This window comes from Noviherbaspirillum pedocola (genome assembly GCF_016632335.1).
Taxonomy (GTDB): Bacteria; Pseudomonadota; Gammaproteobacteria; order Burkholderiales; family Burkholderiaceae_D; genus Noviherbaspirillum_A; species Noviherbaspirillum_A pedocola.
Map to the genome: position 1 here is coordinate 277,069 of NZ_JAEPBG010000007.1, position 15,721 is coordinate 292,789.

Sequence of the window (15,721 nt, forward strand, 5' to 3'; positions counted from 1 at the left end):
GACTGGATGCATGGATCGTCTCCAATCGATGCGGGTATTTTCCAAGGTCGTTGAACAGGGAAGCTTTGCCCGCGCCGCGCAGGCGCTGGAAATGTCGAATGCGGTGGTCACCCGCCACGTGGCCGACCTGGAAAGCCATCTCGGCACGCGCCTGTTGAACCGCACCACGCGCAAGCTGTCGCTGACCGAGACTGGCCAGGCTTACCTGGAGCGGGTCAATCGCATCCTGGCCGACATTGCCGATGCCGATGCGATCGTCACCGCGCAAGCCACCAAGCCGTCCGGCACACTGCGCATTTACTCGCAGCTCGGCTTCGGCAAGCAGCGCCTGGCCGAACTGCTGCCGCCGTATGCGAACGCCAATCCGGAAGTCATTCTCGACGTGACGCTGTCGGACCGCACCATCGACATCGTCGAAGAAGGCTACGACATCGGCATCTTCCTCGGACTGCAAAAGTTCGACAGCAGCATGATTGCGCGCCAGCTTGGCCTGGCCGAGATGCTGATCTGTGCTTCGCCCGGCTATATCGAAAAGCACGGCGCACCGAGCGCGCCGGAAGACGTGTCGCAGCATGTGTGCCTGAACTTTTCGAACATCGACCTGCTGCGCAATCACTGGCCGATCTCGGTATCCGAAGAGACGGTGAACATTCCTATCCACAGTCGCATGCTGTCCAACAACAGCGAACTGCTGCGCCGCTGCGCCGCGGCCGACATGGGCATCGTCGTCGGCCCGTCGTATGCGATGACGGACGATATCCGCAGCAAGCGTCTCGTGCGCCTTCTGCCCGAATACCACCTGGGTCAGATCTCCGTGATGATGGTGTATCCAAGCAGGCGGCTGTTGTCAGCCAAGGTGCGCAGTTTCATCGAGTACATGGCGGCGCACTATCCGCAGCCGGAAATCGACCCGTGGTGCGGACGAGAAGCGGAAATGTAACTGGATGTGGCGTCAACTGCGGCGGCGATGCTTCCATGGTAGTGTTTTGCCTTCCCCACACCCTTGCCTTCCGGTTACGCCATGTGTCAGCTCCTCGGAATGAATTGCAATGTCCCGACCGACATCGTATTCAGCTTCACCGGTTTTGCCACCCGCGGCGGGCGCACCGACAACCACAATGACGGCTGGGGCATTGCCTTCTTTGAAGGCGCCGGCGTGCGTCATTTCGTCGACTACCAGGCCGCAACCGCATCGCCGCTGGCCGAGCTGATCAAGCAATGTCCGATCAAGTCCAAGAATGTGATCTCGCACATCCGCAAGGCCACGCAAGGCCGGGTTGCGCTGGAAAACTGCCATCCGTTCGTGCGCGAGATGTGGGGCCGCTACTGGGTGTTTGCGCACAACGGCGATCTGAAGGAATTCCGCCCCGAGCTCGACGGCCGCTTCCGGCCGGTCGGCACCACCGACAGCGAATTGGCCTTCTGCTATCTGCTGCAGCAGCTGCGCAAGCGCTTCGGTGATGCCATGCCGGCGCTACCGGCGCTGACCGTGGCGCTGCGCGAGCTCTGCGCCGAGATCGCCAGCCATGGCGTCTTCAACATCATGCTGTCCGACGGTTCGGCGCTGTTCGCGCATTGCTCGAACCATCTGCATTACCTGGTGCGCCAGTATCCCTTTCCCGTGGCGGAGCTCTCCGATGAGGACGTCATCGTCGACTTCTCTCTGGTCACGACACCGAAGGACCGGGTCGCGATCATCGTTACCGCGCCGCTGACAACTAATGAAACCTGGATTGCGTTCGAGCCGGGTGAGATGAAGGTGTTTATCGACGGTCAGCCGGTGGAACCTGCTGAGTACGCATAGCTCGGGCTGCGTAGCCCGTTGCTTGCGGACCTCGCAGTCACGCTGCCCGGCTTGCTGCCGGCTGATGACAGCCGGCGGTCACTTCCCAATACAAAACCGACTGAATATCACCCCCAGCAAATCATCCGAAGTGAATTCCCCGGTGATGCTGTTCAACCTTTCCTGTGCCAGCCGCAATTCCTCGGCGAAAAGATCGAGCGCCTGATCGCTCTGCGCGGCCAGTTCCGCCGCCATTTCCAGGTGGTTGCGCGCTGACTTGAGCGCAGCGAGGTGACGCTCGCGCGCCAGGTACAGCGATTCGCCGGTCTGCTGCCAGCCGGCGATGCGCAGCAGTTCGCTTCTCAGCAGCTCGAGGCCGACGTGGTCGGTGGCGGACAGGTAGATGTGGGTGGCGTCTGTCGAGCGTTCCACGCCGGGCTGATGGCCGGACAAATCGATCTTGTTCCACAGCCGGATCACCGGCACGGTCTCCGGGAAGCGACCGACGATGTCTTCATCGGCGCGGGTCGGGCCGCGGCTGGCGTCGAGCATGTGCAGGATCACGTCGGCTTCGCGCACCGCGCTCCAGGTGCGTTCGATGCCGATGCGCTCGACTTCGTCGCTGGCTTCGATGGCATCGCGGATGCCGGCGGTGTCAATGATGTTGATCGGAATGCCTTCTATCTGGATCGTCTCCGTCACCCGGTCGCGCGTGGTGCCGGCAATCGCGGTGACGATGGCTACGTCCGAGCCGGCCAGCGCATTCAGCAGCGAGGACTTGCCCACGTTCGGCTGCCCGGCCAGCACCACGTTCAGGCCTTCGCGCAGCAGCGCGCCCTGAGCCGCCTGCGCGAATACCCGCTCCAGCGACTCGCGGATGCGCGACAACTGGCCGCGGGCGTCGGACTTCTCGAGGAAATCGATTTCCTCTTCCGGGAAGTCGAGCGTGGCTTCCACCAGCATGCGCAGATGGATGACCTTGTCGACCAGTTCGCGGATCACTTTCGAAAACGCGCCGGACAGCGATTGCGATGCCGATTTCGCCGCCGCTTCGGTCGAGGCTTCGATCAGGTCGGCTACCGCTTCAGCCTGTGCCAGATCGAGCTTGTCGTTCAGGAAGGCGCGCTGCGTGAATTCGCCGGGCTGCGCCAGCCGCAGGCCTATGCTTTGCCCGGCTTCCAGGCAGCGCGCGAGCAGCATCTGCAGTACGACCGGACCACCGTGGCCCTGCAGCTCGAGCACTTCCTCGCCGGTGTAGGAATGCGGCGCCTTGAAATAGATCGCCAGGCCCTGGTCGATCACGGTGCCGTCGGCCTGGACAAAGTCGAGATAGGTCGCATGGCGCGGCTGCAGATTGCCCGAGGCTGGCAGGCGGCATACGGCCGCCATCACCGGCGCGAGATCCTTGCCGGAGAGCCGCACCACGCCGATGCCGCCGCGTCCCGGGGCGGTGGCGATGGCGACGATCGGAGTCGAGTCGATGTTCATGCGCTGCGTTTCCTGAAAGAGGGGGGCGAATAGTAAAAAAGCCCGTGTACGGCTGCACACGGGCTTAGGTTCGGCTGCTGCCCGCTTACGAGGCTGCGGGCGCCTGGAACTTGCGGGTGATTACATATTGCTGCGCGATCGACAGCACATTGTTCACCACCCAGTACAGCACCAGGCCGGCCGGGAAGAAGAAGAACATCACCGAGAACACGATGGGCATGAACATCATCACCTTGGCCTGGACCGGGTCCGGCGGCGTCGGATTCAGCTTGGTCTGCACGAACATCGAGACCGCCATGATGACCGGCAGGATGTAGAACGGGTCCGGCGATGCCAGGTCATGGATCCAGCCCAGCCACGGCGCGTTGCGCATTTCCACGCTGGCCAGGAGCACCCAGTACAGCGAGATGAACACCGGGATCTGCACCGCGATCGGCAGGCAGCCGCCGAGCGGGTTGATCTTCTCGGTCTTGTACAGCTCCATCATGGCCTGGTTCATCTTCTGCGGATCGCCCTTGTGGCGCTCGCGGATCGCCGTCATGCGCGGCGTGACCAGCTTCATCTTCGCCATGCTGCGATAGCTCGCGGCCGACAGCGGGAAGAAGGCCAGCTTGATCAGAATCGTCAGCACGATGATGGTCCAGCCCCAGTTGCCGAGAATGGCGTGGATGTGCGTCATCAGCCAGAAGATGGGCTTGGCGATGATGGTCAGCCAGCCATAGTCCTTCACCAGTTCCAGGCCCGGCGCCACGCCTTCCAGCACCTTCGATTCCTGCGGACCGGAGTAGAGCTTCACATCCATCGTGGCGGAGGCGCCCGGCGCGATCGTGCCCATGGGCAGGATTTCGCCGACGGCGTACAGGTTGTTGTCCAGCTTCTTCGTGAAGATGTCGCGCGGCGTCTTTTCCGGCGGCACGAAGGCCGACACGAAATAGTGCTGCACCATCGCGATCCAGCCGTTGTCGGCATGGGTCGCATGGTTGTCCTTGCCGTTGGCGATCTTGTCGAAGGGGACCTTCTGGAACTTGTCGGCATCGGTGTAGACGGCCGGGCCGGTGAAGGTGCTGTAGAAGCGCGAGTCGCCCGGCAGCTTGCCGTCGTCGCGCACCAGCTGCACATACAGCGACGGCGATACCGGCGCGCCGCTGGCGTTGGTCACCTGATGCTGGACGTCGACGGTGTAATCGCCGCGCTTGAAGATGAAGGTCTTGGTCAGCTTCACGCCGTTCTGCTCGGCGGTGAGCACGAGGCGGACATCATTGTTGCCGTCGATGCTGCGGGCACCGGGCTGCGCGGTGAACGGCGTGCGGTGATTCGGGAACGGGCCGCCGATCAGGCCGGTCTGGCCGAGATAGGTGCGCTGCGCCGATTTATCGAACAGCACCACGTTCTTCGTCGGATCCTGCGCATCCTTTTCCTTGAGCAGTTCCAGGCGCGTGATTTCGCCGCCCAGGGTATCGATATCCGCCTTCATCACGTCGGTGGTGATGGTGACCGTCTGGCCCTGCGCCTGCGGTGCCGCCGCCGGAACCGTGCTCGGGTTGGCCGTTGCTGCAGCGTTTGCCGGCTGCTGCGGCACGGCGGTGTTGGCAGTGTTGGCGGCGTTCGACGGATTGGCACCGGCCTTGTCGGCCGGCTTGGCTTCCTGGGTGGCCGTCGGGAAGAACATCGAGGGCCTGCCGGTGTAGCGCATCCAGTTGTCCCATAGCAGTATCAGCGACAGGGAAAACACGACCCACAGGACGGTACGTTTGATATCCATTTTTGTATTCATGTGTGATGGGTTCCGTGACCTTGCGCCCTCTCGGGCACAGGATCCACGCCGCCCGGATGCCAGGGATGGCAGCGGCAGAGTCGACGCGCGGCCAGAAGCGAGCCTTTCGCGGCGCCATGCGCGCGAACCGCTTCGGCAGCGTAGTCAGAGCAGCTTGGATAAAACCGGCAATTCTGCCCGATAAAAGGACTCACGGCCAGTTTGTAGCCGCGCAGCAGGAGAAGAAGCAGCGCCTTCATTCGCGAGGCTCCGCAGCGGCGATGCGCGGCGAACGGAACAGGCGCCGGATTTCCTCGCGCACCGTGGCTTTCATGCCGCCCGTGACCGCGGGCCCAGCCTTGGTGTTGACCGGCCCGGATAGCCGGACGATGCAGTCGACGCCGGGCAATGCGCTGGTGCGGAACAATTCGCGGGTGATGCGCTTGATGGTGTTGCGGGTGACCGCACGCGGCGCAAAGCGCTTGGCGACCACCACACCGAGACGCGCATGCGGCAAGGCATTGGAGCGCGCATACAGTACGAAATGCGCGGTGCGATGCACGGGCCGCAAACGAAAAACGGATGAAAACTCATCCGTTTTGACGATGCGTTTCGCCCGTGCGTAGTTCTGCAGACGATCGTCGGTCACGTCAGCAGGCAGCGAGGCGTTTTGCTCAGGTGCTGCAGCGCTCAGACGGCCAGGCGCTTGCGGCCCTTGGCGCGACGGGCGTTGAGTACAGCGCGGCCGCCGCGGGTTGCCATGCGCACGCGGAAACCGTGGGTGCGCTTACGACGGGTGACGGAAGGTTGGTAGGTACGTTTCATGGTGGTTCTCGCTAATCTGCAGAAAAATGGAAAGGCGGAAGTTCGCAAGCTTGCGCCAGCGCCTGCCCGGCTACAGACGGCGGCCCTGTCGGCGCATGGATGCCGGCAGCCCCGCAAACGCGACAGGCAGTGAACCCGTGATTAGACTATGCTTTCGCCTTGTGTGTCAATTACTTAGCCCCATATTGTCGAGCAGGGCCTGCAACAATGTTTGCGGCAATCCGCGCGCTGCCTGTGGATAACTTTGCCCGGCGCGGGTAGAATAGACCCTTCGCAATTTGCAATTCCCGCAGCATACAGACGAACCAGGGAGCCGGCATTTCAGGTTCCCGCGCTAAATTCTTAATACGATTGATGGAAAATTTCTGGCAGACCTGCTCCGCGCAGCTGGAGCAGGAACTGACGCCGCAACAGTTCAGCGCATGGATCAAGCCGCTGGCGCCGCTCGATTTCGAGGACGGCTGCCTGCGCATTGCCGCGCCGAACCGCTTCAAGCTGGATTGGGTGAAGACCCAGTTCGCCAGCCGGATCAGTGCGCTGGCGGCTCAGTTCTGGGAAGAACCGATCGAAGTGCAGTTCGTGCTGGATCCGCGCATCAACGGCGCCCGCAAGCCGGCGACTTCGGCGCCCATGCCTTCCGCGCCTGCGCCGTCGGTCCCGATGGCCGCTTCGCGCGAAGCCGTCGATGCGCGCGACAGCGGCGATCCGATGGACGAAGCCCGGCGCGAGCAAAGCAAGATCAATCCTGCCCTTACTTTCGAAAGCTTCGTCACGGGCAAGGCCAACCAGCTCGCGCGCGCCGCGGCGATCCAGGTCGCCAACAATCCCGGCATCTCGTACAACCCGCTGTTCCTGTACGGCGGCGTCGGCCTGGGCAAGACTCACCTGATCCATGCGATCGGCAACCAGGTGCTGTCGGAAAACGCCTCGGTGCGCATCCGCTACATCCACGCCGAGCAGTATGTGCGCGACGTGGTGACCGCCTACCAGCGCAAGGGCTTCGACGATTTCAAGCGCTATTACCATTCGCTCGACCTGCTGCTGATCGACGATATTCAATTCTTCGGCGGCAAGAGCCGCACCCAGGAAGAATTCTTCTATGCGTTCGAGGCGCTGATCGCGGCGAAGAAGCAGATCATCATCACCAGCGATACCTATCCGAAGGAAATCACCGGCATGGACGACCGGCTGATTTCGCGCTTCGACTCCGGCCTCACGGTCGCGGTCGAGCCGCCGGAGCTGGAGATGCGGGTGGCGATTCTGCTGAAGAAAGCGGCTTCCGAAGGCGCGAACCTGTCAGACGACGTCGCCTTCTTCGTGGCCAAGCATCTGCGCTCGAACGTGCGCGAGCTCGAAGGCGCGCTGCGCAAGATCCTGGCCTACTCGCGCTTCCACGGCAAGGACATCGGCATCGACGTGGTCAAGGAAGCGCTGAAGGACCTGCTGTCGGTGCAGAACCGGCAGATCTCGGTGGAAAACATTCAGAAAACGGTGGCCGACTTCTTCAATATCAAGGTCGCCGACATGTATTCGAAGAAGCGGCCGGCCAACATCGCGCGGCCGCGCCAGATCGCGATGTACCTGGCCAAGGAACTGACGCAGAAGAGCCTGCCGGAAATCGGCGAACTCTTCGGCGGGCGCGACCATACGACGGTGCTGCACGCGGTGCGCAAGATCGCCGCCGACCGCAGCAAGAGCCCCGAGGTCAACCACGAGCTGCATGTGCTGGAACAGACGCTAAAAGGGTGAGCATCATCGCCCGCATGCGGGCGCGAAAGGGAGTTGGCGCAGGCCGCAAGGGACGGGGGAAGGCGGCGCGCCGAGCAGATAAAGATGTGGATGCGGCCTATGGCATGCATAAAACAACATTCATCAACCGATCAAACATAAGGAATTAGTCATGCAACTGGTCAAAACTCACAGGGACAATCTCCTTCGGCCACTGCAGATCGTGAGCGGTATTGTCGAGCGTCGGCACACGCTGCCGATTCTGGCCAATATCCTCATCCGCAAGGATGGCGAACGGGTGTCCTTCCTGTCGACCGATATCGAAGTCCAGATCACCACGCACGCGCAGGTCGGCAGCGGCGAGGAAATCTCCGCCACCACGGTGGCCGCGCGCAAGCTGCTCGACATCCTGCGCGCGCTGCCCGAGGGCGACGATGTGTCGCTGTCGCTGGCCAACAAGCGCATGACGGTGCAATCCGGCCGCTCGCGCTTCGCGCTGCAGACGCTGGCCGCCGAGGAATTCCCGACGGTGGCGCAGGCCGAGCATTACAACACCACGCTGACGCTGCCGCAGAAGACCCTGAAGCACCTGTTCAACATGGTGCACTTCTCGATGGCGCAGCAGGACATCCGCTACTACCTGAACGGCTTGCTGCTGGTGGTCGACGGCACCAATGTGATCGCGGTCGCCACCGACGGCCATCGCCTGGCCTTCTGCCAGGTGCAGACCGACCAGGAATTCGCGCGCCAGGAAGTCATCATCCCGCGCAAGACCATCATCGAGCTGCAGCGCCTGCTCGAGGAGAGCGACGAGCCGGTGCAGATCGACATCGCCGCCAACCAGGTCAGGCTCGCCTTCGCCGACATCGAACTGATTTCGAAGCTGGTCGAAGGCAAGTTCCCGGATTACACCCGCGTGATCCCGAAGAATTACAAGAACGACTTCACGATCGATCGCGAGCGCCTGCTGCGTTCGCTGCAGCGCGCGGCGATCATGACCTCGGACAAGTTCAAGGGCGTGCGTTGCATCATCAGCCCGGGCAGCATGAAGATCAGCTCCACCAATGCCGACCAGGAAGAGGCGGTGGAAGAGCTGGAAATCGATTACGGCGGCGACAGCATCGACATCGGCTTCAATGTCAGCTATCTGCTCGACGTGCTCAACAATCTGAAATGCGACAACGTCAACATCGGGCTCGGCGACGCCAATTCCTCGGCGCTGATCACGGTTCCCGACAATGCCGACTTCCGATATGTCGTGATGCCGATGCGTATCTGATCGGTGTCGCGACGCGCAGAATGTCCGGGCCGCGATGCGGTCCGGCGCTTTTGTCGTGACAAAAGCAGGGCGTTCATGCCGCAGGGCATGACCGGCCGCGGCGACCAGCGCGCCCTCCCCGCCCACAAAGCAAGCTGAATAGCGCTGGATTTCAGCAGCAAACGATTTAGAGAAAGCAGCCATGTCCGCGATTCCAACTGAACCCAACAAAGAGCAGCCGCAATCCAACCAGTACGGCGCTTCCTCCATCCAGATCCTGGAAGGCCTGGAAGCCGTGCGCAAGCGCCCAGGCATGTACATCGGCGACACTTCGGACGGCACCGGCCTGCATCACCTGGTGTTCGAGGTGCTGGACAACTCGATCGACGAAGCGCTGGCCGGCCACTGCTCGGAGATCCACGTGACCATCCACGCGGACAATTCGATCTCGGTGACCGACAACGGCCGCGGCATCCCCACCGGCATCAAGTGGGACGACAAGCACGACCCGAAGCGCAGCGCGGCCGAGATCGTGATGACCGAGCTGCATGCCGGCGGCAAGTTCGACCAGAACGCCTACAAGGTCTCCGGCGGCCTGCACGGCGTGGGCGTGTCCTGCGTGAACGCGCTCTCCAAGCTCCTGCGCCTGACCATCCGCCGCGAAGGCAAGCAGCACCAGATGGAATTCGTGCGCGGCGTGCCGCAGAACCGCGAACTCGAAACCATCGACGGCGTGGCCGTCTCGCCGATCAAGGTCACTGGCGACACCGACAAGCGCGGCACCGAAGTGCACTTCTGGGCCGACGAGGACATCTTCACCCAGGTCGAATTCCATTACGACATCCTGGCCAAGCGCATCCGCGAGCTGTCCTTCCTGAACAATGGCGTGCACATCAAGCTGACGGACCAGCGCACCGGCAAGGAAGAAAGCTTCGCCTTCGAAGGCGGCACGCGCGGCTTCGTCGAGTACATCAACCGCAGCAAGAACGCACTGCATCCGAACATCTTCCAGGCCACCGGCGAGCGCGGCTCCGAGCTTGGCACCACCATCGGCGTGGACGTGTCGATGCAATGGAACGACGCCTACAACGAGCAGGTGCTCTGCTTCACCAACAACATCCCGCAGCGCGATGGCGGCACGCACCTGACCGGCTTGCGCGCGGCGATGACGCGCGTGATCAACAAGTACATCGAGGAAAACGACCTGGCCAAGAAAGCCAAGGTCGAGATCAGCGGCGACGACATGCGCGAAGGCCTGACCTGCGTGCTGTCGGTGAAGGTGCCCGAGCCGAAGTTCAGCTCGCAGACCAAGGACAAGCTGGTATCGAGCGAAGTGCGCGGCCCGGTCGAGGAAATCGTCGCCAAGACGCTGACCGACTTCCTTGCCGAGCGTCCGACCGATGCGAAGATCATCTGCGGCAAGATCGTCGAAGCCGCCCGCGCCCGCGAGGCCGCGCGCAAGGCGCGCGAACTCACGCGCCGCAAGGGCGTCATGGATGGCCTAGGCCTGTCGTCGAAGCTGGCCGACTGCCAGGAACGCGACCCGGCGCTGTGCGAGCTGTACATCGTCGAGGGCGACTCGGCCGGCGGCTCGGCCAAGCAGGGCCGCGACCGCAAGTTCCAGGCGATCCTGCCGCTGCGCGGCAAGGTGCTGAACGTGGAAAAGGCGCGCTTCGAGAAGATGCTCTCCTCCGAGCAGATCACCACGCTGATCGCCACGCTCGGCACCTCGATCGGCGCGGACGAATTCAACATCGACAAGCTGCGCTACCACCGCATCATCATCATGACCGACGCCGACGTCGACGGCGCGCACATCCGCACGCTGCTCCTGACGTTGTTCTACCGGCAGATGCCGATGCTGGTCGAGCGCGGCCACGTGTACATCGCGCAGCCGCCGCTGTACAAGGTCAAGCACGGCCGCGACGAGCGCTACCTGAAGGACGACGTCGAGGAAGCCGGCTACATGATGCACATCGCGCTGCATGACGCGGCGCTGGTTCCGGCTGAAGGCGCCGAGCCCATCAGCGGCGACGCGCTGGCCGAGCTGGTACGCCAGTACAACACCGCCAACGCGATCATCATGCGGCTGTCGCGCGCCATCGATACCACCGCGCTGTCGGCCATCATGACCGGCGTGACGCTGAACCTGGATGATGCGCAGTCCGCCGAAGCCTCGGCCGCCGCGCTGCGCGCCGCGATCCAGGACCCGTCGGTGCAGGTGGTAGCGACGTCGGATGAGCTGTCCGACAAGCACCAGCTGCGGCTGCAGCGCATGCTGCACGGCAATGTGCGCGTGTCCGTCATCGACGCCGACTTCGTGCACAGCGCCGACTATGGCGTGCTCTCGGCCGCCGCCGCGACTTTCAAGGGCCTGATCGGCCCTGGCGCGCTGGTGCGCCGCGGCGCCGGCGAGCGCGTGAAGGAATGCGCGATCGCCGACTTCCATGAAGCGATGGCGTGGCTGCGCGACGAAGCCGAGCGCAGCGTCTCCAAGCAGCGCTACAAGGGCCTGGGCGAGATGAACCCCTCGCAGCTGTGGGAAACCACGATGGACCCGGGCGTGCGCCGCCTCTTGAAGGTGCAGATCGAAGACGCGATCGCCGCGGACCAGATTTTCACCACGCTGATGGGCGATGAAGTCGAGCCGCGTCGCGCGTTCATTGAAAGCAATGCGCTGCAGGCGGGGAATATTGACGTGTGAGGATGGCGTCGCTCTGGCCGCGCAGTCGATGACTGCCGGCCAGCCTCACCGCAGGCAGTATCTTCCCGTCCTCGGCAATTACTGCAGCAGCAGCGCCATCTACCCCAACCCCGCCAGCGTCTCAATCAGCAAGCGCATGCGCGCCGGCAACAACCGGTTTCCCGGCCAGATCAGGCTGATCGGCTGCGGCGGTGGCGCGCAAGCTGGCAATACCTCGACCAGACTCCCGTTCGCAATGGCATCCTCCGCCATCACCCTTGGCACCTGCGTCAATCCGGCATCATGCCGGGCCGCCTCCACCATGCCTTCGCCATCGTTGATCACCACGCGCGTCTCCGGATGCAACTCCTGAGTTTTGCCATCCACCTGCAATTGCACCGGCCGCTCGCGTCCTGAAGTCGGATTGCGGAAGACCACGAAATGGTGCGCTTCCAATTGGTCCGCATGCGTCGGCATGCCTTGCCGGCGCAGATAGGCCGGACTGCCGCACAGCACCAGGTGTTGCCAGTCGATGCGTCTGGCGGTGAGCCGTGTATCGTCGAGCGCGCCGACGCGGATCGCGGCGTCGATGCCATCCCGTATCAGATCGCAAAAGGAATCGGACAACCGCACATCGAGCTCCAGGCCGGGATGCTGCGCCAGCAGTCGCGCAAGCTTCGGCATGACCACACGCTTGCCATAGGTGATCGGCATGTTGATGCGCAATTGCCCGCGCGGCTCGCCGCTCGTGCCGGAGGCGAGCGACTCGATGTCGTCGATATCGGCCAGCACCTTCTCGCAGCGTGCATACAGCATCTCGCCGTCGGAAGTCAGCGTGACCTGGCGCGTAGTGCGATGGAACAGCCGCACGCCGAGCCGTTCCTCCAGCCGGAGGATGCGCTTGGCGACCGTGGATGCGGTGATGCCCAGTTCTCGGGCCGCGCGGGCAAAGCTGCCATGCCGTGCCGTAACGGCGAAAGCGATGAATTCGCTGAATCCGCTCATGGAAACCCTTCGTCGATTGCGGAAAAAAATTCCTCAATATTGTGAAACCGCGGCGTATTCACGATGGAATGCAGCGCAAGCATACTGGGCTTCCCTTTTTCGAGGAGACCACCATGCAGATCCTGAGCAACCATACGCCCGCACCCACCCCCATTCCCGGCATCGCGCATGTCACGCTGGCAGGCAGCCCGAACGGCCTGCGCGACTTGTCCGTGTGGAAGCAATCGATGGAGGCCGGCCGTGCCACGCCACTGCACCGGCATGCCTCCGAGGAAGTGGTGCTTTGCATTGCCGGCGTTGGCGAGCTGCATGCCGCGGGACGTATCGAGCGTGTGCATGCCGGGCAGACCATCGTCATTCCGGCTGGCGTGGACCATCAACTCATCAGCGTCGGGCCCGAGCCGCTGGAGACGATTGCCGCGTTTCCGATGACGCCGGTATCGACCATGTCGCCGCAAGGCGAGCCGCTCGAGCTGCCCTGGCAAAGTTGAACAGGTGCAGGGAATTCGGAGCGCACGCATGCCCCGCAAGGCATGCAAACGCCCCACCTGCAACGATGACCGGGGTTGCCATGCATCGCCCCGAGGCACCCGGCGACCGTGCCGAGGCGAGTGGATCGGCGCACAATGCGCGAACGGATGACGACCCTGCCTTCCCTTTCCTCTTGCCGCGAAGCCGCCCATGAAACCCCGCATCACGCTCATCACCCTCGGCGTCGACGACCTCGATCGCGCGCTGCATTTCTATCGCGACGGCCTTGGCTTTCCGAGCGACGGCATCGTCGGCGCTGAATTCGAGCACGGCGCGGTGGCATTCTTCGACCTGCAGCCCGGCCTGAAGCTCGCGCTGTGGCCGCGCGCGAGCATCGCGCATGACACCGGCCTGCCACAGCAGCCGCGCAGCGCCACCGAATGCATGCTGGCGCATAACGTCGCCGAGCCTGCCGAAGTCGATGCGCTCATGGCGCAGGCCGAGCGCGCCGGAGCCGTCATCGTCAAGCCGGCGGCGCACACCTTCTGGGGCGGCTATGCCGGCTGCTTCCAGGATCCGGACGGCCACCTGTGGGAAGTGGCCTGGAATCCGCAGATGATGCCCATTGAAAATGCCGGCAATTGAGTCGACCCGAAGATGTTGACGACGCTCCAAAGCAGATCATCACAACCATTCCCCGCAGCCTGGCTTCGGGCAGCCGCTTCTCAGCGCGCTACGCAATGCGCTGCCGCCCTGTTGGCCGTGTGGCATCATGTGCGCCTTTCTTCATCGGGCAAACGCCTGCGCAGTCAGCGCCGCCCGATGCCCACTGCTCGATGCGGGCGCGCCCGCGATGACTCTCACGATGAACAAGCAATTGATGCAGGCAAGACAGCTTGCCGCAGCCGGAGATTTCGCCGAAGCGATACAGCTCTGCAAAAAGCTGATCAAGCGCGGCGCTGATCTTCTTCCCGCCAAGCGCCTGATGGCGGACTGCCATGTCGAAATCGGCATGCTGCATTACGGCGGCAGCGGCTTGCTGGCTGAAGCCGAAGCGCATTTCCGCGAAGCCTTGGCCGCCGAGCCCAGGCACGCGGGAGCGCTGTTCAATCTCGGCGCGCTGCAGGCGGGCCGCGGCGAGTATGCGGAGGCGATCGATGCGCTGCAGCGCGGCCTGCAAACCCAGCCCGACCATGTCGGCGCGCTTGAAACGCTGGCCAAGGCGCAGATCCTCGAAGGCCGGCTGCAGGACGCGTCGGCGGCCCTGGTGAAACTCGCCGAGCTGGTGCCTGCCAATGCCGGTGCCTACCTGATTCGCGATGCGCTGCTGGTGCCGAAGATTTCGGCAAGCCTTGCGGCGATCGAGGAAACGCGCCGGATGGTTGTCGACAAGCTCGCCGCGATCGAGGCCGCGGCCGCGCCGATCACGGATCCGTTGCGTCTGCCCGCGCCCTACTTTCCGCTGTCCTACCACGGCCTGGGCAACCGGGAGATCGTCGAACGCCTGGCCGCGATCTACCGCCGCGCAATGCCGTCGCTGGAATGGGTCGCGCCGCATGTGCCGGGCTGGCAGAAGCCGGAAGGCCGCATCCGCATCGGCCTGGCCTCGCACTTCTTCCACGAGCACAGCATCGGCAATACCTCGCGCGGCTTGGTCGAGCAGCTTGATCGCGAGCGCTTCGAAGTGATCCTGATCCGCCTCGGACGCGGCCGGCGCGATGCGCTGGCGGAGCATCTCGACCGCTGCGCCGATGCAGTCGTCACTGTTCCCGAAACCAATCTGCAGGCAGCGCGCGAAAAGATCGCGGCACTGAAGCTCGACATCCTGTTCTACCAGGACATCGGCATGGAACCGCTCGGCTACTTCCTCGCGTTCGCGCGGCTCGCGCCGGTGCAGGCGGTGTCCTTCGGCCATCCGGACACGACCGGCATACCGAACATGGATGTCTTCATCAGTTCGGACCGCTACGAGCCGTCGCAGGCGCAGACCGCGTATTCCGAGCGCCTGGCGCTCTTGCAGGGTGCCGGGACGCTGGCCTATTACCACCGTCCGCAGCCGCCGGGCGCCGCGCCGGATCTGGCCGCCTTCGGCATCGCGCCGGGCGACCGCATCTACCTGTGCCCGCAAACGCTGTTCAAGCTGCATCCGGACATGGACGAGGTCTTCGCCGGCATCCTGGAAGGTGACGCGGCGGCGAAGATCGTGCTGATCGACATGGCGCCCGCGCATCTGCGGCGCGATCTCGAAGCGCGCTTTGCCGGCACGCTGGGCGCGGCCGCATCGCGGGTGCTGTTCGTGCCGTCCCAGCCATACCCGTCCTACCTCGCGCTGCTGCAGGGTGCGGACGTGATCCTCGACACCATCCACTTCAACGGCCAGAACACCACACTGGAAGCGCTGGCGCTGGCCATGCCGGTGGTGACGATGCCAGCAAGCTTTCAACGCAGCCGGCACAGCCATGGCATGTATGCCGCGATGGGCTTCACCGACCTGGTGGCGGGGTCGATTCCGGAATACGTGGAACTGGCGTTGAAGGTAGCGCTTGACGCCGCCTTTCGCGGGGCATGCCGCGCAGCCATCCGCAAAAGAAGCGGCGTGCTGTTCGAAAACCTCGGTATCGTGCGCGGCTTCGAGGAAGTGTTTCGCGCGATGCTGACGTCGGTTGCCGATGGTCGTGCATAGGATTCGCTCTGCCACGCGCTTGTTCAATGAGCCCGTGGGCGCAG

14 protein-coding genes are annotated in these 15,721 nt (G+C 63.5%); 8 read left to right on the forward strand and 6 right to left on the reverse strand.

The features are described 5' to 3' along the window. The first annotated feature begins 10 nt into the window (after positions 1-10). Together JJB74_RS17845 and JJB74_RS17850 are read left to right on the forward strand one after the other, a co-directional pair. On the forward strand, positions 11-940 hold the full coding sequence (locus JJB74_RS17845) for a LysR family transcriptional regulator (RefSeq protein WP_200593964.1): 930 nt from the start codon (positions 11-13) through the stop codon (positions 938-940). An 81-nt stretch (positions 941-1,021) separates the two neighbouring features. After that, complete coding sequence (locus JJB74_RS17850; protein WP_200593966.1) at positions 1,022-1,804, forward strand: class II glutamine amidotransferase; 783 nt, start codon at positions 1,022-1,024, stop codon at positions 1,802-1,804. Positions 1,805-1,882: 78 nt separating this feature from the next. Here the strand turns inward: JJB74_RS17850 and mnmE are convergent, their stop codons facing one another. From mnmE to rpmH, 5 genes are all read right to left on the reverse strand, one after another. Continuing rightward, the gene (gene mnmE, locus JJB74_RS17855) at positions 1,883-3,271 is read right to left on the reverse strand and encodes a tRNA uridine-5-carboxymethylaminomethyl(34) synthesis GTPase MnmE (RefSeq protein ID WP_200593967.1); all 1,389 of its coding nucleotides are present in this window, start codon (positions 3,269-3,271) and stop codon (positions 1,883-1,885) included. Between the two features lie 85 nt (positions 3,272-3,356). Continuing rightward, positions 3,357-5,033, reverse strand: coding sequence for a membrane protein insertase YidC (gene yidC, locus JJB74_RS17860; RefSeq protein ID WP_200593969.1), 1,677 nt, complete (start codon positions 5,031-5,033; stop codon positions 3,357-3,359). Between the two features lie 8 nt (positions 5,034-5,041). Continuing rightward, entirely contained in the window at positions 5,042-5,284 is a 243-nt protein-coding gene (yidD, locus tag JJB74_RS17865) for a membrane protein insertion efficiency factor YidD (protein ID WP_200593971.1), read from the reverse strand. Further along, positions 5,281-5,673 (reverse strand): ribonuclease P protein component, encoded by a 393-nt coding sequence (gene rnpA / locus JJB74_RS17870; protein ID WP_200593973.1) that lies wholly within the window; start codon positions 5,671-5,673, stop codon positions 5,281-5,283. The genes yidD and rnpA overlap by 4 nt, the downstream gene beginning before the upstream one ends. Positions 5,674-5,714: 41 nt before the next feature. Continuing rightward, entirely contained in the window at positions 5,715-5,849 is a 135-nt protein-coding gene (rpmH, locus tag JJB74_RS17875) for a 50S ribosomal protein L34 (protein ID WP_200593975.1), read from the reverse strand. Positions 5,850-6,203: 354 nt separating this feature from the next. Between rpmH and dnaA the strand changes: the two genes are divergently transcribed. From dnaA to gyrB, 3 genes are all read left to right on the forward strand, one after another. Next, the gene (dnaA, locus tag JJB74_RS17880; RefSeq protein WP_200593977.1) at positions 6,204-7,598 is read left to right on the forward strand and encodes a chromosomal replication initiator protein DnaA; all 1,395 of its coding nucleotides are present in this window, start codon (positions 6,204-6,206) and stop codon (positions 7,596-7,598) included. A gap of 151 nt (positions 7,599-7,749) precedes the next feature. Then, entirely contained in the window at positions 7,750-8,856 is a 1,107-nt protein-coding gene (gene dnaN / locus JJB74_RS17885) for a DNA polymerase III subunit beta (protein WP_200593979.1), read from the forward strand. A gap of 181 nt (positions 8,857-9,037) precedes the next feature. Then, on the forward strand, positions 9,038-11,539 hold the full coding sequence (gyrB, locus tag JJB74_RS17890) for a DNA topoisomerase (ATP-hydrolyzing) subunit B (protein WP_200593981.1): 2,502 nt from the start codon (positions 9,038-9,040) through the stop codon (positions 11,537-11,539). 99 nt (positions 11,540-11,638) lie between these two features. Here gyrB and JJB74_RS17895 read toward each other — a convergent pair whose 3' ends face one another. Next, complete coding sequence (locus tag JJB74_RS17895) at positions 11,639-12,523, reverse strand: LysR family transcriptional regulator (protein WP_200593983.1); 885 nt, start codon at positions 12,521-12,523, stop codon at positions 11,639-11,641. Between the two features lie 113 nt (positions 12,524-12,636). On the opposite strand from JJB74_RS17895, the gene JJB74_RS17900 reads away from it, so the two are divergent. The 3 genes from JJB74_RS17900 to JJB74_RS17910 all read left to right on the forward strand — a co-directional run bounded on the left by JJB74_RS17900 (position 12,637) and on the right by JJB74_RS17910 (position 15,677). Further along, a complete protein-coding gene (locus JJB74_RS17900) occupies positions 12,637-13,014 on the forward strand; it encodes a cupin domain-containing protein (protein ID WP_200593985.1) in 378 nt (125 codons plus the stop codon). 190 nt (positions 13,015-13,204) lie between these two features. After that, positions 13,205-13,639, forward strand: coding sequence for a VOC family protein (locus tag JJB74_RS17905; RefSeq protein WP_200593987.1), 435 nt, complete (start codon positions 13,205-13,207; stop codon positions 13,637-13,639). 220 nt (positions 13,640-13,859) lie between these two features. After that, a complete protein-coding gene (locus JJB74_RS17910; protein ID WP_200593989.1) occupies positions 13,860-15,677 on the forward strand; it encodes an O-linked N-acetylglucosamine transferase, SPINDLY family protein in 1,818 nt (605 codons plus the stop codon). Positions 15,678-15,721: the final 44 nt, after the last annotated feature.

Bases quoted from the DNA above. Each gene is read 5' to 3' on its own strand.
- JJB74_RS17905 (WP_200593987.1), top strand. From the start codon at position 13,205: ATGAAACCCCGCATCACGCTCATCACCCTCGGCGTCGACGACCTCGAT.
- dnaA (WP_200593977.1), top strand. From the start codon at position 6,204: ATGGAAAATTTCTGGCAGACCTGCTCCGCGCAGCTGGAGCAGGAACTG.
- JJB74_RS17900 (WP_200593985.1), top strand. From the start codon at position 12,637: ATGCAGATCCTGAGCAACCATACGCCCGCACCCACCCCCATTCCCGGC.
- JJB74_RS17910 (WP_200593989.1), top strand. From the start codon at position 13,860: ATGAACAAGCAATTGATGCAGGCAAGACAGCTTGCCGCAGCCGGAGAT.
- dnaN (WP_200593979.1), top strand. From the start codon at position 7,750: ATGCAACTGGTCAAAACTCACAGGGACAATCTCCTTCGGCCACTGCAG.
- yidD (WP_200593971.1), bottom strand. From the start codon at position 5,284: ATGAAGGCGCTGCTTCTTCTCCTGCTGCGCGGCTACAAACTGGCCGTG.
- gyrB (WP_200593981.1), top strand. From the start codon at position 9,038: ATGTCCGCGATTCCAACTGAACCCAACAAAGAGCAGCCGCAATCCAAC.
- JJB74_RS17845 (WP_200593964.1), top strand. From the start codon at position 11: ATGGATCGTCTCCAATCGATGCGGGTATTTTCCAAGGTCGTTGAACAG.
- JJB74_RS17850 (WP_200593966.1), top strand. From the start codon at position 1,022: ATGTGTCAGCTCCTCGGAATGAATTGCAATGTCCCGACCGACATCGTA.
- mnmE (WP_200593967.1), bottom strand. From the start codon at position 3,271: ATGAACATCGACTCGACTCCGATCGTCGCCATCGCCACCGCCCCGGGA.
- JJB74_RS17895 (WP_200593983.1), bottom strand. From the start codon at position 12,523: ATGAGCGGATTCAGCGAATTCATCGCTTTCGCCGTTACGGCACGGCAT.
- rpmH (WP_200593975.1), bottom strand. From the start codon at position 5,849: ATGAAACGTACCTACCAACCTTCCGTCACCCGTCGTAAGCGCACCCAC.
- yidC (WP_200593969.1), bottom strand. From the start codon at position 5,033: ATGGATATCAAACGTACCGTCCTGTGGGTCGTGTTTTCCCTGTCGCTG.